Source organism: Pseudomonas sp. JAI115, from assembly GCF_014200835.1.
Lineage (GTDB): Bacteria > Pseudomonadota > Gammaproteobacteria > Pseudomonadales > Pseudomonadaceae > Aquipseudomonas > Aquipseudomonas putida_A.
Map to the genome: position 1 here is coordinate 58693 of NZ_JACHCY010000021.1, position 21611 is coordinate 80303.

The following is a 21611-nucleotide window of genomic DNA, read 5'->3' on the forward strand; positions in this document are numbered from 1 at the left end:
TGCTCCGCGGTGTTTACGATTCGGTGTGGCCGCTGATGCGCTGGCCCCAGACCCGGGCGGTGGCGCCCAGCTGTTGTTCGTCCAGACGGGTCAGGCGCCGGTCGTCGAGTAACTGTTTGCCGGCGACCCACAGGTGTTTCACGCAGTCGCGGCCGGTGGCATAAATAAGCTGCGACACCGGGTCATAGACCGGTTGCTGAGCCAGGCCGGACAGGTCGAAAGCGACAATGTCCGCAGCCTTGCCGATCTCCAGCGAACCGACCTGCGCCTCGATGCCCAAGGCCCGTGCGCCGTTGAGCGTGGCCATGCGCAGAGCACGATGGGCGTCCAGCGCGGTGGCCGAGCCGGCGACGGCTTTGGCCAGCAGCGCGGCAGTGCGGGTTTCGCCGAGCAGGTCGAGGTCGTTGTTGCTCGCCGCGCCATCGGTGCCGACGGCGACGTTCACGCCAGCCTGCCACAGGCGCTCCACCGGGCAGAACCCGCTGGCCAGCTTCAGGTTCGATTCCGGGCAGTGGATCACGCTGGTGTTGCTTTCTACCAGCAATGCCAGATCGTCATCGCTGATCTGGGTCATGTGCACCGCCTGGAAGCGCGGGCCGAGCAGGCCGAGACGACCGAGGCGGGCCAGTGGCCGCTCGCCGCGATGCTCCAGCGATTGCTGGACTTCGAAGGCGGTCTCGTGGACGTGCATGTGGATCGACGCGTCCAGCTCTTCAGCGATCACGCGGATTTTTTCCAGGTTCTCGTCGCCTACGGTGTAGGGTGCATGTGGGCCGAAGGTGATCTTGATCCGTTCGTGATGCTTCAGATCGCCGAACAGCTCGACGCCCTGACGAATGGCCTCATCGGCGCTGTTGGCGCCGGGGATCGGGAAATCGAGGATCGGAATCGCGATCTGCGCGCGAATGCCGCTGTTGTGCACGCGCTCACTGGCGACCTTCGGGAAGAAATACATGTCCGAGAAACAGCTGATGCCGCCCTTGATCTGCTCGGCAATCGCCAAGTCAGTGCCATCACGGACGAACTCTTCATCGACCCATTTGGCTTCGGCCGGCCAGATGTGGTTTTCCAGCCAGGTCATCAGCGGCAGATCGTCGGCCAGGCCACGGAACAGGGTCATCGCCGCATGCCCGTGAGCGTTGATCAGGCCGGGGCTGAGCAGCACGTCCGGCAATTCGCGGACTTCAGTGGCGTTACACTTCAATGCTTCGGCGCGCGGGCCGATAAACACGATGCGACCGTCGCGAATGCCCAGGCCATGCTCCTTGAGCACAACGCCTGCAGGTTCGACGGGTACCAGCCAGGTCGGCAGCAATAATAAGTCGAGCGCAATGGCAGGTTTCGGCATCGAGGGTCGGTTCCAGTGCTTTTGTAAAGGATGGCGAAGTATACCCGAGCGTCTTCGCGGGGGGATCGCTATAATCGGCGGCTTTTGTTCATGAGTGCGGGGTGAGGGATGCGCGATCGACTGTTGGCTGCGGAGAAAGTAAAGGCCATCGATTGGCGAGATGGCGCGCTCCACCTGCTGGATCAGCGTATTTTGCCGTTCGAGGAAACGTGGATTGCCTACACCAGCGCTGCCGGTGTGGCTGAGGCGATTCGTTCGATGGTGGTGCGTGGCGCACCGGCCATCGGCATCAGCGCGGCCTATGGCATTGTGCTGGCGGCCCGCGCCCGCGTGGCTGAAGGCGGCGACTGGTACGCGGCGCTGGAAGAGGATTTCGCCCTGCTGGCGGATTCCCGCCCGACGGCGGTCAACCTGTTCTGGGCGTTGAATCGCATGCACGATCGGCTCGATCGTCTGAAGGACAATGCCGATCCGCTGGTGGCGCTGGAAGCCGAAGCCATTGCCATTCACGAGAGCGACCGCGAAGCCAACCTGACCATGGCTCAGCTCGGCGTCGATCTGATCCGCAAACATCAGGGCAATGCCCAGGCGATCCTGACCCACTGCAACACTGGTGCTCTGGCCACCGGTGGTTTCGGTACCGCGCTGGGGGTAATACGTGCGGCGTATCTGGAAGGCATGGTCGAGCGGGTGTATGCCGATGAAACCCGGCCATGGCTGCAGGGTTCGCGCCTGACCGCGTGGGAGCTGGCGAACGAAGGCATCCCGGTGACGCTGAATGCCGATTCGGCGGCTGCGCACATCATGAAGACCAAAGGCGTGACCTGGGTGATCGTCGGCGCCGACCGGATCACCGCCAATGGCGACGTGGCGAACAAGATCGGCACCTATCAACTGGCGGTCAACGCCATGCACCACGGCGTGCGTTTCATGGTGGTGGCGCCGAGTTCGACCATCGACATGCATCTGGCCAGTGGCGACGACATCCCGATCGAGGAGCGTGACGGCGCCGAGCTGCTGGAGGTGGGTGGCAAGCGGGTGGGGGCGGACGTCGAGGCGTTCAACCCGGTGTTTGACGTGACGCCGGCGGATCTGATCGATGCGATCGTCACTGAAAAGGGCATCGTCGAGCGGCCGGATACGGCGAAAATGGCTCAGTTGATGTGCCGCAAGCGCCTGCATTGATTGGCTTTGGCGTCTGCAAGGACGCCATCGCGAGCAGGCTCACTCCTACAAGGTTTTGTGTCGAACGCAAACCCTGTAGGAGCGAGCCTGCTCGCGATGAGGTCATCAAAGTCAATAAACATCGCAAAACCTGACCTCAAAACTGTATTCAAAGAGGCTCTGAGCCTCTCTCGTCCCCTTTACGCCTGTCATCGGTCAACTAACTATGCTCCATGCGCATCTGGGGGATAGGTGCGTGGCGGCTCTTGTGATAACATCCGGCGTTTTCCGAGGCAGCTTCACGGAGCTGTCTTTACTGCGCAAATCCACGGTTCGATTTGTTGATTTGTCGTAAGTCGGCGCATGGCACTCAGCCTGCCCCGACGAGCTTCGTACATCCCATATGGATATGACGAAGTTTCACCAGAAAAAGGAATCAGGCTTCTCATGGGCGAACTGGCCAAAGAAATCCTCCCGGTCAATATCGAAGACGAGCTGAAACAGTCCTACCTCGACTACGCGATGAGCGTAATCGTCGGCCGTGCACTGCCGGATGCGCGCGATGGCCTCAAGCCCGTGCACCGTCGCGTACTGTTCGCGATGAGCGAGCTGGGCAACGACTTCAACAAGCCGTACAAGAAATCTGCCCGTGTTGTCGGTGACGTGATCGGTAAGTATCACCCGCACGGTGATACCGCGGTGTACGACACCATCGTCCGCATGGCTCAGCCTTTCTCCCTGCGCTACCTGCTGGTTGACGGTCAGGGCAACTTCGGTTCGGTGGACGGCGACAACGCCGCGGCCATGCGATACACCGAAGTGCGCATGACCAAGCTGGCGCATGAACTGCTGGCCGACCTGCACAAGGAAACCGTGGACTGGGTGCCGAACTACGACGGCACCGAAATGATCCCGGCGGTGATGCCGACGCGCATCCCCAACCTGCTGGTCAACGGTTCCAGCGGTATCGCCGTGGGCATGGCAACCAACATTCCGCCGCACAACCTCGGTGAAGTCATCGACGGTTGCCTGGCCCTCATCGACAATCCCGAGCTGACCGTCGATGAGCTGATGCAATACATCCCTGGTCCGGACTTCCCGACGGCCGCGATCATCAACGGTCGTGCCGGCATCATCGAAGCCTACCGCACCGGTCGCGGCCGCATTTACATGCGTGCCCGTTCGATCATCGAAGACATCGACAAGGTCGGTGGCCGTCAGCAGATCGTCATTACCGAACTCCCGTATCAGCTGAACAAGGCGCGTCTGATCGAGAAGATCGCCGAGCTGGTCAAAGAGAAGAAGCTTGAAGGCATCACCGAGCTGCGCGACGAGTCCGACAAGGACGGTATGCGTGTCGTGATCGAACTGCGTCGCGGCGAAGTGCCTGAGGTGATCCTCAACAACCTCTACGCCCAGACCCAGCTGCAATCGGTATTCGGCATCAACATCGTGGCGCTGATCGATGGCCGTCCGCGCATCCTGAATCTCAAGGATCTGCTGGAAGCTTTCGTCCGTCACCGTCGTGAAGTGGTCACCCGTCGTACCGTATTCGAACTGCGCAAGGCTCGCGAGCGTGGTCACATCCTCGAAGGTCAGGCCGTTGCCCTGTCGAACATCGACCCGGTGATCGCCTTGATCAAGGCGTCGCCGACTCCGTCGGAAGCGAAAGAAGCGCTGGTCAGCACCCCTTGGGAATCCAGCGCCGTAGTCGCGATGGTTGAACGTGCCGGCGCCGATTCGTGCCGTCCGGAGAACCTCGATCCGCAATACGGTCTGCGTGAAGGCAAGTACTTCCTGTCGCCAGAGCAGGCGCAAGCCATTCTGGAACTGCGTCTGCACCGTCTGACCGGTCTGGAACACGAGAAGCTGCTGGCCGAGTATCAAGAGATTCTCAACCAGATCGGCGAGCTGATCCGCATCCTCAACAGCGCCGTGCGCCTGATGGAAGTGATCCGCGAAGAGCTGGAAGTGATCCGCGCCGAATACGGCGACGTGCGTCGCACCGAGATTCTCGATGCGCGTCTCGATCTGACCCTGGGTGACATGATCCCGGAAGAAGAGCGCGTTGTGACCATCTCCCACGGTGGCTACGCCAAGACTCAGCCACTGGCTGCGTACCAGGCACAGCGTCGTGGCGGCAAAGGCAAATCGGCGACCGGCGTCAAGGATGAGGACTACATCGCTCACCTGCTGGTAGCCAACAGTCACACCACGCTGCTGCTGTTCTCCAGCAAAGGCAAGGTGTACTGGCTGAAGACTTACGAAATTCCCGAAGCGTCCCGTGCCGCCCGTGGTCGCCCGCTGGTCAACCTGCTGCCGCTGGATGACGGTGAATACATCACCACCATGCTGCCGGTCGAGGAATACACCGAAGGTCACTACATCTTCATGGCGACCGCCAACGGCACCGTGAAGAAGACCCCGCTGGAATCCTTCAGCCGTCAGCGCAGCGTCGGTCTGATCGCGCTGGAGCTGGACGAAGGCGACGTGCTGATTTCCGCGGCCATCACCGATGGCGAGCGCGAAGTGATGCTGTTCTCCGACGGCGGCAAGGTCACGCGCTTCAAGGAATCCGACGTACGTGCCATGGGCCGTACCGCCCGCGGTGTGCGCGGCATGCGTCTGCCGGAAGGGCAGAAGCTGATTTCGATGCTGATCCCGGAAGAAGGCAGCCAGATCCTCACCGCTTCCGAGCGTGGTTATGGCAAGCGCACCGCGATCACCGAGTTCCCTGAGTACAAGCGTGGCGGCCAGGGTGTAATCGCCATGGTCAGCAACGAGCGTAACGGCCGTCTGGTCGGTGCGGTTCAGGTGCTCGACGGCGAAGAAATCATGCTGATCTCCGATCAGGGCACTCTGGTGCGCACCCGTGTCGACGAAGTGTCGAGCCTGGGCCGTAACACCCAGGGCGTGACCCTGATCAAACTGGCCAAGGATGAAACCCTGGTCGGTCTGGAGCGGGTTCAGGAGCCATCGGAAGTCGAAGGCGAAGAGCTTGAAGGTGAAGAGGGTGACGGGTTCGAGGGGGATGTCGTGATCGACGACGTTGCCGAGGACCAGCAACTCGACGCCGCAGCTGACGAAGAGCCGCAGGAATAAGCGGACAAGCGAGGGGGCGGATGAAAATTCGCCCCCTTGTTATTTGTCCGGTATGAAATTTCGACATCATGGAGATCCCCTGTGGGAGCGAGCCTGCTCGCGAATGCAGGCGCTGCGGTACCTCTGACCCACCGCGGTGATGCATTCGCGAGCAGGCTCGCTCCCACAGGGCTGTGTTGATCGGTAGTGTGATTTATTGCGTGATACCACCAAATCAGAGCGAGATTGGATGTGAGCAAGCGAGCCTATAACTTCTGTGCCGGTCCTGCGGCGCTTCCTGAAGCTGTCCTGCAACGTGCCCAGGGTGAACTCCTTGATTGGCATGGCAAGGGTCTGTCGGTCATGGAAATGAGCCATCGCAGCGATGAGTTCGTGTCCATTGCCACCCAGGCCGAGCAGGACCTGCGTGACCTGCTGAATATCCCGTCGAACTATAAAGTGCTGTTCCTGCAGGGTGGCGCCAGCCAGCAGTTTGCGCAGATTCCGCTGAACCTGTTGCCGGAAAACGGCTCTGCCGACTACATCGACACCGGTATCTGGTCGCAGAAAGCTATCGAAGAAGCTTCGCGCTACGGCCACGTCAATGTTGCTGCCACCGCCAAGCCTTACGACTATTTCGCCATTCCGGGCCAGAACGAGTGGAATCTGTCGAAAGACGCCGCTTACGTTCACTACGCGCCGAACGAAACTATCGGCGGTCTGGAATTCCAGTGGATCCCGGAAACCGGCGACGTGCCGCTGGTCGCCGATATGTCCTCGGACATCCTCTCGCGTCCGGTCGACATCTCGCGTTTCGGCATGATCTACGCCGGCGCACAGAAGAACATCGGCCCGAGCGGTATTGTCGTCAACATCATCCGCGAAGACCTGCTGGGCAAGGCACGTTCGCTGTGCCCGACCATGCTCAACTACAAGGTCGCGGCCGATAACGGCTCGATGTACAACACCCCGCCGACCCTGGCCTGGTACCTGTCCGGCCTGGTGTTCCAGTGGCTGAAAGAGCAGGGCGGCGTTGAAGCGATCGCCAAACTGAATGACGTCAAGCAGCGCACGCTGTACGACTTCATCGACGCCAGCGGCCTCTACAGCAACCCGATCAACAAGTCGGACCGCTCGTGGATGAACGTGCCATTCCGTCTGGCTGACGATCGCCTGGACAAGCCGTTCCTCGCCGGTGCTGACGAACGCGGCCTGCTCAACCTCAAGGGTCACCGCTCCGTGGGCGGCATGCGCGCCTCCATCTACAACGCCGTCGACATCAACGCCGTCAACGCGCTGGTGGCGTACATGGCTGAATTCGAGAAGGAACACGGCTGATGTCCGAGCAAGAACTCAAGGCACTGCGCGTTCGCATCGACGCTCTGGACAGCAAGGTTCTCGAGCTGATCAGCGAGCGTGCCCGCTGCGCCCAGGAAGTTGCGCGAGTAAAGATGGCCTCGCTGGCCGAAGGCGAAGTGCCGGTGTTCTATCGTCCCGAGCGTGAAGCTCAGGTGCTCAAACGGGTGATGGAGCGCAATCAGGGGCCGCTGGGCAACGAAGAGATGGCGCGGTTGTTCCGCGAAATCATGTCTTCGTGCCTGGCGCTCGAGCAGCCATTGAAAGTGGCTTACCTCGGCCCTGAAGGCACCTTCACCCAGGCGGCGGCCATGAAGCACTTCGGTCACGCGGTGATCAGCAAGCCGATGGCGGCAATCGACGAAGTGTTCCGTGAAGTCGCGGCGGGTGCGGTGAATTTTGGCGTGGTGCCGGTGGAAAACTCCACCGAGGGCGCGGTCAATCACACCCTCGACAGCTTCCTCGAGCACGACATGGTGATCTGCGGTGAAGTCGAGCTGCGCATCCATCATCACCTGTTGGTCGGTGAAAACACCAAGACCGACAGCATCAGCCGCATCTACTCCCACGCGCAGTCGCTGGCCCAGTGCCGCAAGTGGCTGGACGCGCATTACCCGAATGTCGAGCGCGTGGCGGTGTCGAGCAACGCTGAAGCGGCGAAGCGGGTCAAGGGTGAGTGGAATTCGGCGGCGATTGCCGGCGACATGGCCGCAGGCTTGTATGGCCTGACGCGTCTGGCCGAGAAGATCGAAGACCGTCCGGACAACTCGACGCGCTTCCTGATGATCGGTAACCAGGAAGTGCCGCCGACCGGCGACGACAAGACTTCGATTATCGTCTCGATGAGCAACAAGCCCGGCGCGCTTCACGAGCTGCTGGTGCCGTTCCATGACAACGGGATCGACCTGACCCGGATCGAAACCCGTCCGTCGCGCAGCGGCAAATGGACCTACGTGTTCTTCATCGACTTTGTCGGCCATCACCGTGATCCGCTGATCAAAGGTGTGCTGGAAAAGATCAGTCAGGAAGCAGTAGCACTCAAAGTGCTGGGTTCCTACCCGAAAGCAGTTCTTTAAGGGGCGGTAGCAAATGAGTGGCAACTTCCTCGCTCTGGCACAGCCGGGCGTGCAACAACTTTCGCCGTACGTTCCGGGTAAGCCTGTGGACGAACTGGCGCGCGAGCTGGATCTGGATCCGGCGAAGATCGTCAAACTGGCAAGCAACGAAAATCCGCTGGGCGCCAGTCCGAAAGCCTTGGCGGCGATCCGCGAAGAACTGGCCGAGCTGACCCGCTATCCGGACGGCAACGGCTTCGCGCTGAAATCGCTGTTGGCCGAGCAGTGCCGCGTCGAGCTGAACCAGGTGACCCTGGGCAACGGCTCCAACGACATTCTCGAGCTGGTGGCGCGCGCCTATCTGGCGCCGGGCCTGAACGCCGTGTTCAGCGAGCATGCGTTCGCCGTCTACCCGATCGCCACCCAGGCTGTCGGTGCGCAGGCCAAAGTGGTTCCGGCCAAAGACTGGGGGCATGACCTGCCTGCGATGCTTGCGGCCATCGACGCCAACACCCGCGTGGTATTCATCGCCAATCCGAACAACCCGACCGGTACCTGGTTCGGCGCCGAAGCGCTGGACGAGTTCCTGCAGGACGTGCCGGAGCACGTCCTGGTGGTGCTGGACGAGGCGTACATCGAATACGCCGAAGGCAGTGATCTGCCGGACGGTCTGGACTTCCTCGCGGCGTACCCGAATCTGCTGGTATCGCGCACGTTCTCCAAGGCCTACGGTCTGGCGGCGCTGCGCGTCGGTTATGGCCTGTCCACTGCGGTAGTAGCGGACGTGCTGAACCGCGTGCGCCAGCCGTTCAACGTCAACAGCCTGGCCCTGGCCGCGGCCTGTGCGGCGCTGAAAGACGAAGAGTATCTGGCGCAAAGCCGTCAGCTCAACGAATCCGGCATGCAGCAGTTGCAGGCGGGGTTCCGTGAGTTGGGTCTGAGCTGGATCGAGTCCAAAGGCAACTTCATCTGCGTCGATCTCGGTCAGGTAGCCGCGCCGATTTTCCAGGGGCTGCTGCGTGAAGGCGTGATTGTGCGTCCGGTGGCCAATTACGGCATGCCGAACCACCTGCGGGTGACCATCGGTCTGCCGGCGGAAAACAGCCGCTTCCTCGAAGCGCTGCGTAAGGTTCTGGCTCGTGGGTGATGTCACTGCTCTGCAATCTGCTGCACCTATGATCGGTCGCCTTGTAGTGGTCGGTCTGGGCTTGATCGGTGGTTCGTTTGCCAAAGGCTTGCGTGAAAGCGGTCTCTGCCGCGAGGTGGTCGGGGTCGATCTCGACCCGCAATCGCGCAAGCTGGCGGTCGAGTTGGGTGTGGTGGACCGTTGTGAAGAAGACCTGATCGCTGCGTGTCAGGGTGCCGACGTGATTCAGCTGGCAGTGCCGATTCTGGCTATGGAGAAGGTGCTCGCGCGTCTGGCGAGTGTTGATCTGGGCCAGGCGATTCTGACCGATGTCGGCAGCGCCAAGGGCAATGTGGTGCGCGCGGCGACCGAGGCGTTCGGTGGTATGCCGGCGCGCTTCGTGCCGGGCCATCCAATTGCCGGCTCCGAGCAGAGCGGGGTGGAAGCTTCCAACTCTGAGCTGTTCCGTCGGCACAAGGTGATTTTGACGCCGCTCGAGCAGACCGACCCGGCCGCACTGGCGGTGGTTGATCGCTTGTGGCGCGAACTGGGTGCCGACGTCGAGCACATGCAGGTCGAGCGCCACGATGAAGTGTTGGCCGCGACCAGTCATCTGCCGCACCTGCTGGCCTTCGGTCTGGTCGACTCGTTGGCCAAACGCAATGAAAACCTTGAGATCTTCCGTTACGCTGCGGGCGGTTTCCGCGATTTCACAAGAATCGCCGGAAGCGACCCGGTGATGTGGCACGACATCTTCCTCGCCAACCGCGAGGCTGTCCTGCGCACACTCGATACATTTCGCAGCGACCTCGACGCCTTGCGCGACGCGGTCGATGCAGGGGATGGGCACCAATTGTTGGGCGTCTTCACGCGCGCCCGGGTTGCCCGCGAGCATTTCAGTAAAATCCTGGCCCGCAGGGCCTATGTGGACGCTATGAATTCCAACGATCTGATTTTCCTGGCTCAACCTGGTGGCCGCCTGTCCGGTCGGATTCGCGTACCAGGTGACAAATCGATTTCCCACCGCTCGATCATGCTCGGCTCGCTGGCCGAAGGCGTGACCGAGGTTGAAGGTTTCCTCGAGGGCGAAGATGCCCTGGCGACCTTGCAGGCATTTCGCGACATGGGCGTGGTCATCGAAGGCCCGCACCACGGTCGTGTGACCATTCACGGCGTCGGCCTGCACGGTCTGAAGCCTGCGCCGGGTCCGATCTATCTGGGCAACTCCGGCACCTCGATGCGCCTGTTGTCCGGCCTGCTGGCGGCGCAGAACTTCGACAGCACACTGACCGGCGATGCGTCGCTGTCCAAGCGTCCGATGAATCGCGTGGCCAATCCGCTGCGTGAAATGGGCGCCGTGATCGAAACCGCCGCCGAAGGTCGTCCGCCGATGACCATTCGTGGCGGGCACAAACTCAAGGGTCTGACCTACACCATGCCGATGGCCAGTGCTCAGGTGAAGTCCTGCCTGCTGCTGGCGGGTCTTTACGCCGAAGGCAAGACCACCGTGACCGAGCCGGCGCCGACCCGTGACCACACCGAGCGCATGCTGCGTGGTTTCGGCTACCCGGTGAGCGTCGATGGCGCCACCGCGTCGGTCGAGTCCGGCGGCAAGCTGACCGCTACCCACATCGAAGTGCCGGGCGACATCTCGTCGTCGGCGTTCTTCTTGGTGGCGGCCTCGATCGCCGAAGGTTCCGAGCTGGTGCTGGAGCACGTTGGCATCAACCCGACCCGTACCGGCGTCATCGACATCTTGCGTCTGATGGGCGCAGACATCACCCTGGAAAACCAGCGTGAAGTCGGCGGCGAACCTGTAGCTGACCTGCGCGTTCGGGCAGCTAAACTGAAAGGTATCGAGATTCCGGAAGCGCTGGTGCCACTGGCCATCGACGAATTCCCGGTGCTGTTCGTGGCGGCGGCGTGTGCCGAGGGCCGTACCGTGCTGACCGGTGCCGAAGAGCTGCGCGTCAAGGAGTCGGATCGCATTCAAGTCATGGCGGACGGCTTGCTGGCGCTGGGCGTCAAATGCCAGCCGACTCCCGACGGCATCATCATTGATGGCGGCCAGATCGGTGGCGGCGAAGTGCATGGTCACGGTGATCACCGTATCGCCATGGCTTTCAGCGTCGCTTCGCTGCGCGCCACTGCACCGATCCGCATCCATGATTGCGCCAACGTCGCGACGTCGTTCCCGAACTTCCTCGCGCTGTGCGCGCAGGTCGGCATTCGCGTGGCTCAAGAGGCTCAGTCGTGAAAAACATTGCACCGGTCATCACCATCGATGGGCCAAGCGGTTCGGGCAAGGGCACGGTCGCCGGGATCCTGGCCAAGCGTCTGGGCTGGAATCTGCTGGATTCCGGTGCGCTGTATCGCCTGCTGGCGTTCGCTGCGCACAACCATGGTGTCGACCTGACCAATGAAGAGCTGCTGAAGAAACTGGCCGCTCATCTGGATGTGCAGTTCATCGCGGCGACCGACGGTCAGCTGCAGCGCATCATTCTGGAAGGCGATGAAGTCAGCGACGTCATCCGTACTGAAAGCGTCGGCTCCGGCGCTTCTCAGGTGGCGGCATTGCCGGCGGTACGCGAGGCGCTGCTGCAGCGCCAGCGTGCTTTCCAGGAAGCGCCGGGCCTGGTGGCCGACGGTCGCGACATGGGCACAGTGGTTTTTCCGGATGCGCCGCTGAAGATTTTCCTCACTGCCAGTGCCGAGGAACGGGCGCGCCGCCGATATTTGCAGTTGAAGGGCAAAGTCGAGGGTGTTAGTCTGTCGAGTCTGCTAGATGAGATCCGTGCACGCGACGAGCGTGATACCCAGCGCGCAGTAGCCCCGCTCAAGCCGGCGGCTGATGCGATACAGCTGGATTCCACGGAGTTGTCCATCGATCAGGTGCTTGAACGCATCATGAGCGAGATCGCCATTCGCGATATCGCCGGGTGACCAAGAAGGCCGCAGGGGACCAGTCATAGTCCTGCAGCGCTTCTTTTAAATGAAACTAACCCACACCGTCTGGGGTGTGGAGATGGGCGTATTCTTCGCCCTCATCTACAGGAATTAAAATGAGCGAAAGCTTTGCGGAACTCTTTGAAGAAAGCCTAAAGACCCTGAACCTTCAGGCAGGCTCCATCATCACCGGTGTTATCGTTGATATCGATTACCAGGCTCGCTGGGTAACCGTTCACGCTGGCCTGAAGTCTGAAGCACTCATCCCGCTGGAACAGTTCTACAACGATGCTGGTGACCTGACTATCAATGTCGGTGACGAAGTTCACGTTGCTCTGGATTCGGTTGAAGACGGTTTCGGTGAAACCAAGCTGTCCCGTGAAAAAGCCAAGCGCGCTGAATGCTGGATCGTTCTGGAAGCAGCCTTCGCAGCTGAGGAAGTGGTCAAGGGCGTTATCAACGGTAAGGTTAAAGGCGGCTTCACTGTCGACGTTAACGGCATCCGTGCGTTCCTGCCAGGTTCCCTGGTTGACGTCCGTCCAGTGCGCGACACCACGCACCTGGAAGGCAAAGAGCTGGAATTCAAGGTCATCAAGCTGGACCAGAAGCGCAACAACGTTGTCGTTTCCCGTCGCAGCGTCCTGGAAGCCGAGAACTCCGCCGAGCGTGAAGCTCTGCTGGAATCCCTGCAGGAAGGCCAGCAAGTCAAAGGTATCGTCAAAAACCTCACCGATTACGGCGCATTCGTCGATCTGGGTGGCGTGGACGGCCTGCTGCACATCACCGACATGGCGTGGAAGCGTATCAAGCATCCTTCCGAAATCGTCAACGTTGGTGACGAAATCGACGTCAAGGTTCTGAAATACGATCGCGAACGCAACCGTGTTTCCCTGGGCCTGAAGCAACTGGGCGAAGATCCATGGGTTGCTATCAAAGCCCGTTACCCAGAAGGCACTCGCGTTACCGCTCGTGTAACCAACCTGACCGACTACGGCTGCTTCGCTGAGCTGGAAGAAGGCGTTGAAGGTCTGGTACACGTTTCGGAAATGGACTGGACCAACAAGAACATCCACCCTTCGAAAGTCGTACAAGTCGGCGACGAAGTGGAAGTCATGGTTCTGGACATCGACGAAGAGCGTCGTCGTATCTCCCTGGGCATCAAGCAGTGCAAGTCGAACCCGTGGGAAGACTTCTCTGGCCAGTTCAACAAGGGCGACAAGATCTCCGGCACCATCAAGTCGATCACCGATTTCGGTATCTTCATTGGTCTGGACGGCGGCATCGACGGTCTGGTTCACCTGTCCGACATCTCCTGGAACGAAGTGGGCGAAGAAGCCGTACGTCGTTTCAAGAAGGGCGACGAGCTGGACACCGTCATCCTGTCGGTTGACCCAGAGCGCGAGCGCATCTCCCTGGGCATCAAACAACTGGAAAGCGATCCGTTCTCCGAGTACGTCTCGGTTAACGACAAGGGCGCTATCGTGACCGGTACCGTGAAAGAAGTTGACGCCAAAGGCGCCATCATCGTTCTGGCCGACGACATCGAAGCAACCCTGAAAGCCTCTGAAATCAGCCGTGATCGCGTTGAAGACGCGCGCAACGTTCTGAAAGAAGGCCAGGAAGTTGAAGCCAAGATCATCAGCGTTGATCGCAAGAGCCGCGTAATCCAGCTCTCGATCAAGTCGAAAGACGATGCTGAAGAGAAAGAAGCCATCCAGAGCCTGAAAGCAGCTCCGGAAGGTGAAGCAGCTGACACCACTATGGCGGCACTGCTGCGTCAAGCAATGGCCAAACAGAACTAAGTTCTGCTTGATCATGAAAAAGGGCGACTTCGGTCGCCCTTTTTTGTGCCTGCGATTTGGTGGCGGTGCGGTTGGGAGTGGAGTGTTGGTGAAACCAATCCCTTCAACGGGTTGTCTGTTTCTTTAATCGGATCAATCGCCTATTCGCGACTCTGGGTATTAGTCGTGCAGTAGTCGGGCGTTGCCTGGCATAAGGAAGTGGATGAACAGATTTATTGTCTTGATTGCGGTGTTGGTATTGGCGGGCTGCACCACAAGTGCCAAAACGCATGCTGTGCGTGGCGTCAGCGGTATCGAGATCGACTGCTCTGGTCTGGGTTCGGGGTGGGAGAAATGCCAAAAGCGCGCAGCGAAGGAGTGCAAGGGCGCGGGTTACAGGGTAATCACCCGATCTGATCAGGCCAAGGATGAAGATGAATATCCGTTTGGCTTCAATCCCGCAGGCTACGTCACTCGAACCATGCTGGTCATGTGTCGATGAGTGTTTGCTGCTTCGGCTTGTGCTTTTGTGCACTGAAAACAGGCGTTTCGGCGCCAAGGAAGATATGTCAATCCCTGGGCTGTTCAAAATCTTCCGGGCGTGCTAAAACCTTTCAAGCGCTGATCTAGCTGCTTGAAAAAGAAGGGAAAAATATGACGAAGTCGGAGTTGATCGAACGAATTGTCACCCATCAAGGGCTACTCTCATCCAAGGATGTGGAGCTGGCCATCAAGACCATGCTTGAACAAATGTCCCAATGTCTGGCCACCGGTGATCGCATCGAGATCCGTGGGTTTGGCAGCTTCTCCCTGCACTATCGTGCGCCGCGCGTCGGTCGCAATCCAAAGACTGGTCAGTCGGTTAGTCTCGACGGCAAATTCGTTCCGCATTTCAAGCCGGGCAAGGAGCTGCGTGACCGGGTGAATGAGGAAGAGGAGGAGGGGGTTTGACAGTCGCTACTTTTCAAGGAGTTACTCATGCGTAACCTCAAGCGCATACTTCTTGGTGTTTTTATTCTGCTGCTGGTGTTGGTGATTCTGGCGTTTGTGCTTGAGAACCAGCAGTCGGTTTCGCTTTTGTTTCTGGGCTTTTCCGGCCCGCAATTGCCCGTGTCGGTTGTTGCCGTATTGGCATTGCTGATCGGTATGATGATTGGCCCTGTATTAGGCTGGTTTCTGGGGCGTTCGTCCAAGGCAGCGCGAAAACGATTGGTCTGAAAGCGACAGGCGCACGGCATCTGTCGAATTTGCGCCTTGGCCTGTCTTTATCCATTAGTAAAACCATCATTAAGCTGTAAAATGCACCCTTGTTCGATCGTGCCTAAATGCATGTCGATTCAGACTGACTCTGACGGATGCCAACTGATGGTGGCTTCTGCATTCATGGATTAGACCGCGCTCGCAGGCAGCGCTGTCCGCAGCTCAAGGGTATCGTTTCGCGTGAAAATTCTAGTTACCGGCGGTGCCGGCTTCATTGGCTCGGCAGTCATCCGTCACATCATCTCCAATACTTCTGATTCTGTCGTCAATGTCGATAAGCTGACCTACGCCGGCAATTTAGAGTCCTTGGCAGAAGTCAGCCAGAACTCGCGTTACGCTTTCGAGCGCGTCGATATCTGCGATCGTGATCAGGTTGACCGTGTCCTGCGTGAGCACCAACCGGATGCAATCATGCACCTGGCCGCAGAGTCCCACGTCGATCGTTCGATCTCCGGCCCGTCTGAATTCATCCAGACCAACATCATCGGCACCTATACACTGCTCGAAGCTGCGCGCCATTACTGGGCTGCACTGGATGACACCCGCAAAGCCAATTTCCGCTTCCACCACATTTCGACTGATGAAGTTTACGGAGACCTTGAAGGTCCGGAAGACCTCTTTACCGAGACCACGCCGTATCAGCCAAGCTCGCCATACTCGGCCAGCAAGGCTAGCTCTGATCACCTTGTTCGCGCTTGGGCACGCACCTATGGTCTGCCGACACTAGTTACCAACTGCTCGAACAACTACGGCCCTTGCCACTTCCCTGAGAAGTTGATCCCTCTGATCATTCTCAATGCACTGGAAGGCAAGCCGTTGCCGGTTTATGGCAAAGGTAATCAGGTACGTGACTGGTTGTATGTCGAAGATCACGCTCGTGCGTTGTACAAAGTCGTCACTGAAGGTGTAATTGGTGAGACTTACAACATTGGCGGTCATAACGAAAAACAAAACATTGAAGTGGTGCACACCCTCTGTGCGCTGCTTGATGAATTGCGTCCTGATTCGGCCCATCGTCCTCATGCCAGCCTGATTACCTATGTTCAGGATCGCCCTGGGCATGATGTGCGTTATGCAATTGATGCGAGCAAAATTCAGCGCGAATTGGGCTGGACTCCGGAAGAGACATTCGAAACCGGCATTCGCAAGACTGTTGAGTGGTATCTGAACAACACTGAGTGGGTTGAGCACGTGAAGAGCGGTAGCTACCAGCAGTGGATTGACCAAAACTATGCGGATCGTTCGAGCAAAGCATGAAGATCCTGCTTTTAGGAAAGAACGGTCAGGTGGGCTGGGAGCTGCAACGTTCCCTGGCTCCGCTTGGCGAACTCGTCGCTCTTGATCGTCACGTTGTTGATGGCCTCAGCGGTGATCTGTCGAATCTTGAATGCTTGCGTGCAACGATTCGTCAGATAAAGCCCGACGTTATTGTTAATGCTGCCGCTTATACGGCGGTCGACAAAGCTGAGTCGGAAACCGAGTTGGCGGATCGTGTAAACGGCCTTGCGAGTGGCGTGATGGCGGAAGAAGCCGCATCGCTGGGCGCATGGCTGGTTCACTACTCAACGGATTATGTTTTCAGTGGGCAAGGCGTCACGCCATGGCAGGAGACAGACCCTGTCGCGCCGGTAAACCATTATGGCGCCAGCAAGCTCGCCGGTGAGCAGGCGATTATCGCGTCGGGTTGCAACCATCTGATCTTCCGCACCAGTTGGGTGTACGGCGCTCGCGGCAATAACTTCGCCAAGACCATGCTGCGTTTGGCCAAAGATCGCGAAACGTTGAGCGTGATTGCGGATCAGATCGGAGCACCTACCGGGGCGGATCTGATCGCTGATGTAACGGCGTTGGCTATTCAGCAAGTTAACAAGCGTCCAGAGTTGGCTGGCCTCTATCATTTGGCCGCTGCGGGCGAAGTGTCCTGGCATGGCTATGCCAGTCTCGTAATCGACTTCGCTAAAGCCCAAGGCGAGGAGCTGGCTGTGACAACGGTCGCCCCAATCGAAACGACTGCCTATCCGACACCTGCACGTCGCCCTCTGAACTCACGCTTGAATACTCAGAAACTGCGCGACAATTTTTCTCTACACTTGCCGGATTGGCACAGTGGTGTAACCCGAATGCTTAGGGAAGTTCTGAACAAATGACCACGACAAATCGTAAAGGCATCATCCTCGCAGGTGGCTCGGGCACACGCTTGCACCCACTGACTCTTGGTGTGTCCAAGCAGATGCTGCCGATCTACGACAAGCCAATGATTTTTTATCCGCTGTCGGTATTGATGCTCGCGGGTATGCGGGAAATTTTGATTATCTCTACGCCTGATGACTTGCCGTGCTTCCGCAAGCTGCTGGGCGATGGCAGTCTGTACGGGATCAAGCTGACGTACGCCGAGCAACCTAGCCCGGACGGCTTGGCACAAGCCTTTATCATTGGCGAAGAGTTCATTGGCAAAGACCCTTGCTGCCTGATTCTGGGCGACAATATTTTCTACGGTCAGCATTTCTCGGAAAACCTGCGTTCCGCCAGCACTCAAGAGCACGGCGCAACTGTATTTGGTTATCATGTGTCCGATCCAGAGCGTTTTGGTGTAGTCGAGTTTGACGCAGCCGGCCGGGCTTTAAGCATCGAAGAGAAGCCGCTGAAACCAAAATCCAGCTACGCGGTAACTGGCCTGTACTTCTACGACAACCAGGTCGTCGAGATTGCCAAGAACATCAAACCATCTCCGCGTGGCGAGCTGGAAATCACTGACGTTAACCGTGCGTACCTTGAGCAGAAGACTCTCAATGTCGAAATGCTCGGCCGCGGCTTCGCCTGGCTGGACACTGGTACCCATGATTCGCTGTTGGAAGCCAGTCACTTCGTGCACACCATCGAACAGCGCCAAGGCCTGAAAGTAGCGTGCCTCGAAGAGATCGCTTATCACAATGGCTGGATCAGCGCCGAGCAGTTGGCTACTCAGGCTGACGCGCTGAAGAAGACGGGCTACGGTCAGTACCTGCAGAAACTGCTGGACTCGCCTTCTCACTGACTCGAAGGCACAACCTTTCGAACAGTAGCGTTTAACCGGTCCGGGCAGGAATGGCATGCCAGTAAAACATCCCAAGGTTGCGGTTTTACTGGCTGCCTACAATGGCATGCAGTGGATCGAGGAGCAGGTGGCTTCGATTCTCGGCCAGTTAGCTGTCGACGTAACCGTTCATATCAGTATTGATCCCTCCACCGACGGTACCGAGGCGTGGTGTGCGGCTTATGCCGCTGAGCATCCCGAGGTCTTGGTCTTGCCGGCCAGCGGCAGCTTTGGCGGTGCATCCCGTAACTTCTTCCGCCTCATCCGCGATGTCGACTTTGAAGGCTACGACTTTATCGCCTTTGCCGATCAGGATGATGTTTGGCATTCAAATAAACTCCAGCGAGCGGCCCACGCCATACGAGCTCGCCGTGTAGAAGCCTACTCCAGCAATGTCACGGCCTTCTGGCCGGACGGCAGTACTCATGTACTGGACAAGGCGCAGCCTCAGGTCGCTTGGGATTTTTTGTTCGAGGCGGCTGGCCCCGGGTGTACCTACGTGATGAGCAAAAAACTCACGGATTCGCTGAAGTCTTCAATGCTCGCCAATTGGCAGCAGCTGCAGGATGTCAGCTTGCATGACTGGTATTGCTACGCCTTCGCTCGCAGCCATGGTTACCGCTGGTATATCGACCCGGAGCCGTCCATGGACTATCGCCAGCATGAGCGTAACCAAGTAGGCGCCAATAAGGGCCTGAGCCCGCTGATTGCCCGCTACAAAACTATTCATGATGGTTGGTGGTTCAAGCAAGTCCAGTTGATTGCGTTACTGGTGGGGCAGGGCACCGATCCTTGGGTGCAGAACTGGTTAAAATTGCGTCGTAGACAACTTATGAAGCTTTCTTTCAGCGCCTGGTGTTGTCGGCGGCGAGTCCGGGATAAAGTGTTTTTCTTTTGTATTTGCTGGGCCACCGCATTGATGGGGAAGAAAGCTAAATGATCGCCCCGAAGGTATTGGTGACTGGGGCAAGCGGCTTCATTGGAGAAGCGTTAGTCTTCAGGCTGTTGCTGGACAAGAAGTTCACCCCGATTGCAGCTGCCCGCGGTGCCACTCGGTTGCGCGGTTTATGTCCTGTAGTGCCATTCGATCTCACTCATGCGAATGTCTTGCCTGTGCTCGACGATATTCAGGTCGTCGTTCATGCCGCTGCCCGAGTGCATGTCATGAACGAGACTGCTACGAATGCGCTGGCAGAGTTTCGCAAAGTAAACGTGGAGGGGACGCTCAAACTGGCTAAGTGCGCCGCCGCGTCAGGTGTAAAGCGCTTCATTTTTATAAGTTCGATCAAAGTGAATGGTGAACGTAACCTACCAGGCAAGCCATTCAAAGCCGATGATCTGCCGAACCCACTAGATCCATATGGCGTCTCCAAACACGAAGCAGAACTTGCATTGACAAAACTGGGTATTGAAACAGGAATGGAGGTCGTGATCATCCGCCCACCGCTGGTCTACGGGCCGGGTGTAAAAGCCAATTTCTTGACAATGTTGAGTTGGCTAGATCGGGGTATTCCTATGCCGCTTGGAGCTATTCGTAATCAACGAAGCTTGGTGGCCGTAGCAAATTTAGTTAGCCTCATAGTTACTTGTATTGACCACCCCGCTTCGGCCAACCAAATTTTTCTAGTGAGCGATGGCGTAGATTTATCTACTACCCAACTGTTGCATCGTCTATCAAAGGCGCTCGGCAAACCTGCGCGGCTTCTACCGCTACCTGAGTGGTTGTTGAGATTTGCGGCCTCAATGCTAGGTGAGCAAGCTGTAGCAGAACGCCTTTGTGGTTCGCTCCAAGTTGATATCAGCAAAAATCGTAACTTACTTGGGTGGACACCACCCTTCAATGTGGACAAGGCAATGCTTCAAACTGTTGGCTATTATAAGGAACGACAAGCGAAATGACTGTCTTGTGGGTGTTAATATCGGTAGGTGTTGTCTCTTGGTGCTTGACGCTCGTGCTGCGACGTTATGCTCTGGCTAAGAGTCTGATTGATATTCCTAGCGAGCGAAGTTCCCATTCGTTGCCCACACCGCGTGGGGGCGGGGTGGCGATTGTAGTGTCCTTTCTTCTTGGTCTGCCCTTACTCACAGCCTTTAATATGTTAACTCCGACGGTTTTTTATGGACTACTCGGCTCAGGTTTGCTCGTTGCTGTCTTAGGATTCGTCGATGACCATGGACATATTGCTGCTAGGTGGCGTTTGCTTGGGCACTTCACTGCTGCGGCATGGGTATTGTATTGGTTGAATGGTTTTCCTCCGATTGAACTTTCTGGCGTTGCAGTTGATCTGGGGTGGTTCGGGAGCGTCCTAGGGATGCTGTATCTGGTTTGGATGCTCAATCTCTATAATTTCATGGACGGAATCGACGGACTGGCGAGCGCTGAGGCGATCAGTGTGTGCGTAGCTATTTGCTTGGTTTATTGGTTTACAGGCGTCATAGAGCTCGTATGGGCGCCCCTATTATTAGCAGCAGCAGTCGTTGGTTTTCTTTTCTGGAATTTTCCCCCTGCACGTATATTTATGGGCGATGCGGGAAGCGGCTTCTTGGGGCTTGTATTAGGCGTGCTAGCACTACAAGCAGCTTGGGTAGAGTCCCGACTATTCTGGAGTTGGCTGATATTACTGGGTGTATTTGTCGTCGATGCAACATGGACTCTCTTTACGCGTCTGATTCGGGGCGAAAAAATATATGAAGCTCACCGCAGTCACGCTTATCAACGGGCCTCAAGGTACTATAAAGGACATAGGATCATCACCGTATCCATAGTCGCTATTAATGTCGGCTGGTTGCTGCCATTGGCAATCTGGGTCGGGGGGGGCGGCTCCTGGATAATCGGCTTAATTGTGGCGTATGCACCGATTTGTTGGTTAGCTTGGAGGTTCGGAGCGGGAAAGGCAGAGTCTGAGAGTCGAAACAATTAATATCTTAGACTGAAATCGCGCCTATTGATGATTTAGCTCTATACAGGAAAATACAACGGCCGCATGCAGTTTATGATTGCCCGGCCAGTTGTGCTGCTCTCGCAATTTCAGTCAGCACCACCTCAAACCACAAGTTCAGTGGCAGTACGCTTTTCTTTCTCAAGTACATTCTCTTTGGTGGTTGCTCTAAATTCGCCAAATGATTGCCCGGGAATTCCGCATCTGGCGATGCAGCAATTACGTTAAATTACAATGCTGTAGCTTTGGATTGTTCGCCGATCACCAAATATCAGATCGAAAAGATCTTTCCCGTACTCGGAATACGGTTTCGCGCCAATTACCCGATGAATTCGTCGTGGGCGGTAGCTCATAAGTAAAGATATACGCTGGAATGGCAGGCGACGGACTGTAAGCGTCTGGCCAAGTCACCTTCAAAACTCCAGCATTAAGGGCGATGGTGTCCGCGTATTTTTAAGCGGACGCGATCGCCCTTAATCGCC

The 21611-nt window shown here is 57.7% G+C and carries 18 protein-coding genes; 17 read left to right on the forward strand and 1 reads right to left on the reverse strand.

What is annotated here, in order from left to right; translation table 11 throughout:
* Positions 1 to 13: 13 nt before the first annotated feature.
* A complete protein-coding gene (locus HDC30_RS27545) occupies positions 14 to 1348 on the reverse strand; it encodes a TRZ/ATZ family hydrolase (RefSeq protein WP_183785973.1) in 1335 nt (444 codons plus the stop codon).
* 108 nt (positions 1349 to 1456) lie between these two features.
* Here HDC30_RS27545 and mtnA point away from each other — a divergent pair, with 108 nt between their 5' ends.
* The 17 genes from mtnA (at position 1457) to HDC30_RS27630 (ending at position 21111) form a co-directional block, all read left to right on the forward strand.
* On the forward strand, positions 1457 to 2533 hold the full coding sequence (mtnA, locus tag HDC30_RS27550; protein ID WP_096794920.1) for an S-methyl-5-thioribose-1-phosphate isomerase: 1077 nt from the start codon (positions 1457 to 1459) through the stop codon (positions 2531 to 2533).
* A 426-nt stretch (positions 2534 to 2959) separates the two neighbouring features.
* A complete protein-coding gene (gene gyrA / locus HDC30_RS27555) occupies positions 2960 to 5614 on the forward strand; it encodes a DNA gyrase subunit A (protein ID WP_183785975.1) in 2655 nt (884 codons plus the stop codon).
* Between the two features lie 231 nt (positions 5615 to 5845).
* A complete protein-coding gene (serC, locus tag HDC30_RS27560) occupies positions 5846 to 6931 on the forward strand; it encodes a 3-phosphoserine/phosphohydroxythreonine transaminase (protein WP_183785977.1) in 1086 nt (361 codons plus the stop codon).
* On the forward strand, positions 6931 to 8025 hold the full coding sequence (gene pheA, locus HDC30_RS27565; protein WP_003226907.1) for a prephenate dehydratase: 1095 nt from the start codon (positions 6931 to 6933) through the stop codon (positions 8023 to 8025). The genes serC and pheA overlap by 1 nt, the downstream gene beginning before the upstream one ends.
* A gap of 13 nt (positions 8026 to 8038) precedes the next feature.
* The gene (gene hisC, locus HDC30_RS27570) at positions 8039 to 9151 is read left to right on the forward strand and encodes a histidinol-phosphate transaminase (protein WP_095137263.1); all 1113 of its coding nucleotides are present in this window, start codon (positions 8039 to 8041) and stop codon (positions 9149 to 9151) included.
* Positions 9152 to 9179: 28 nt separating this feature from the next.
* Complete coding sequence (locus tag HDC30_RS27575) at positions 9180 to 11387, forward strand: bifunctional prephenate dehydrogenase/3-phosphoshikimate 1-carboxyvinyltransferase (protein WP_256584933.1); 2208 nt, start codon at positions 9180 to 9182, stop codon at positions 11385 to 11387.
* The gene (gene cmk, locus HDC30_RS27580) at positions 11384 to 12073 is read left to right on the forward strand and encodes a (d)CMP kinase (RefSeq protein ID WP_015093983.1); all 690 of its coding nucleotides are present in this window, start codon (positions 11384 to 11386) and stop codon (positions 12071 to 12073) included. The genes HDC30_RS27575 and cmk overlap by 4 nt, the downstream gene beginning before the upstream one ends.
* 119 nt (positions 12074 to 12192) lie before the next feature.
* On the forward strand, positions 12193 to 13878 hold the full coding sequence (gene rpsA, locus HDC30_RS27585) for a 30S ribosomal protein S1 (RefSeq protein WP_027612422.1): 1686 nt from the start codon (positions 12193 to 12195) through the stop codon (positions 13876 to 13878).
* Positions 13879 to 14080: 202 nt separating this feature from the next.
* Positions 14081 to 14359, forward strand: coding sequence for a hypothetical protein (locus HDC30_RS27590; RefSeq protein WP_027612423.1), 279 nt, complete (start codon positions 14081 to 14083; stop codon positions 14357 to 14359).
* A gap of 152 nt (positions 14360 to 14511) precedes the next feature.
* Positions 14512 to 14808 (forward strand): integration host factor subunit beta, encoded by a 297-nt coding sequence (gene ihfB, locus HDC30_RS27595; RefSeq protein ID WP_003189779.1) that lies wholly within the window; start codon positions 14512 to 14514, stop codon positions 14806 to 14808.
* Between the two features lie 27 nt (positions 14809 to 14835).
* The gene (locus HDC30_RS27600; RefSeq protein ID WP_115989184.1) at positions 14836 to 15075 is read left to right on the forward strand and encodes a LapA family protein; all 240 of its coding nucleotides are present in this window, start codon (positions 14836 to 14838) and stop codon (positions 15073 to 15075) included.
* A 222-nt stretch (positions 15076 to 15297) separates the two neighbouring features.
* Positions 15298 to 16374, forward strand: a complete 1077-nt coding sequence (gene rfbB, locus HDC30_RS27605) for a dTDP-glucose 4,6-dehydratase (RefSeq protein WP_183785979.1) — start codon at positions 15298 to 15300, stop codon at positions 16372 to 16374.
* Positions 16371 to 17264 carry a dTDP-4-dehydrorhamnose reductase gene (gene rfbD / locus HDC30_RS27610; protein ID WP_096794926.1) on the forward strand — a complete coding sequence of 298 codons (894 nt, stop codon included), beginning with the start codon at positions 16371 to 16373 and terminating at the stop codon, positions 17262 to 17264. Before rfbB ends, rfbD begins: the two co-directional genes overlap by 4 nt.
* Positions 17261 to 18151 carry a glucose-1-phosphate thymidylyltransferase RfbA gene (gene rfbA / locus HDC30_RS27615; protein ID WP_183785981.1) on the forward strand — a complete coding sequence of 297 codons (891 nt, stop codon included), beginning with the start codon at positions 17261 to 17263 and terminating at the stop codon, positions 18149 to 18151. Before rfbD ends, rfbA begins: the two co-directional genes overlap by 4 nt.
* A gap of 55 nt (positions 18152 to 18206) precedes the next feature.
* Positions 18207 to 19130 (forward strand): glycosyltransferase, encoded by a 924-nt coding sequence (locus HDC30_RS27620; protein ID WP_183785983.1) that lies wholly within the window; start codon positions 18207 to 18209, stop codon positions 19128 to 19130.
* Positions 19127 to 20089, forward strand: a complete 963-nt coding sequence (locus tag HDC30_RS27625) for an SDR family oxidoreductase (protein WP_183785985.1) — start codon at positions 19127 to 19129, stop codon at positions 20087 to 20089. The genes HDC30_RS27620 and HDC30_RS27625 overlap by 4 nt, the downstream gene beginning before the upstream one ends.
* Positions 20086 to 21111 carry a glycosyltransferase family 4 protein gene (locus tag HDC30_RS27630; RefSeq protein ID WP_183785987.1) on the forward strand — a complete coding sequence of 342 codons (1026 nt, stop codon included), beginning with the start codon at positions 20086 to 20088 and terminating at the stop codon, positions 21109 to 21111. The genes HDC30_RS27625 and HDC30_RS27630 overlap by 4 nt, the downstream gene beginning before the upstream one ends.
* Positions 21112 to 21611 lie beyond the last annotated feature (500 nt).

What these genes read in the sequence shown, in the direction of transcription:
- HDC30_RS27545 (WP_183785973.1), bottom strand. Translation starts at nt 1,348, where the DNA reads ATGCCGAAACCTGCCATTGCGCTCGACTTATTATTGCTGCCGACCTGG.
- mtnA (WP_096794920.1), top strand. Translation starts at nt 1,457, where the DNA reads ATGCGCGATCGACTGTTGGCTGCGGAGAAAGTAAAGGCCATCGATTGG.
- gyrA (WP_183785975.1), top strand. Translation starts at nt 2,960, where the DNA reads ATGGGCGAACTGGCCAAAGAAATCCTCCCGGTCAATATCGAAGACGAG.
- pheA (WP_003226907.1), top strand. Translation starts at nt 6,931, where the DNA reads ATGTCCGAGCAAGAACTCAAGGCACTGCGCGTTCGCATCGACGCTCTG.
- hisC (WP_095137263.1), top strand. Translation starts at nt 8,039, where the DNA reads ATGAGTGGCAACTTCCTCGCTCTGGCACAGCCGGGCGTGCAACAACTT.
- HDC30_RS27575 (WP_256584933.1), top strand. Translation starts at nt 9,180, where the DNA reads ATGATCGGTCGCCTTGTAGTGGTCGGTCTGGGCTTGATCGGTGGTTCG.
- rpsA (WP_027612422.1), top strand. Translation starts at nt 12,193, where the DNA reads ATGAGCGAAAGCTTTGCGGAACTCTTTGAAGAAAGCCTAAAGACCCTG.
- HDC30_RS27590 (WP_027612423.1), top strand. Translation starts at nt 14,081, where the DNA reads ATGAACAGATTTATTGTCTTGATTGCGGTGTTGGTATTGGCGGGCTGC.
- ihfB (WP_003189779.1), top strand. Translation starts at nt 14,512, where the DNA reads ATGACGAAGTCGGAGTTGATCGAACGAATTGTCACCCATCAAGGGCTA.
- HDC30_RS27600 (WP_115989184.1), top strand. Translation starts at nt 14,836, where the DNA reads ATGCGTAACCTCAAGCGCATACTTCTTGGTGTTTTTATTCTGCTGCTG.
- rfbD (WP_096794926.1), top strand. Translation starts at nt 16,371, where the DNA reads ATGAAGATCCTGCTTTTAGGAAAGAACGGTCAGGTGGGCTGGGAGCTG.
- rfbA (WP_183785981.1), top strand. Translation starts at nt 17,261, where the DNA reads ATGACCACGACAAATCGTAAAGGCATCATCCTCGCAGGTGGCTCGGGC.
- HDC30_RS27620 (WP_183785983.1), top strand. Translation starts at nt 18,207, where the DNA reads ATGCCAGTAAAACATCCCAAGGTTGCGGTTTTACTGGCTGCCTACAAT.
- HDC30_RS27625 (WP_183785985.1), top strand. Translation starts at nt 19,127, where the DNA reads ATGATCGCCCCGAAGGTATTGGTGACTGGGGCAAGCGGCTTCATTGGA.
- HDC30_RS27630 (WP_183785987.1), top strand. Translation starts at nt 20,086, where the DNA reads ATGACTGTCTTGTGGGTGTTAATATCGGTAGGTGTTGTCTCTTGGTGC.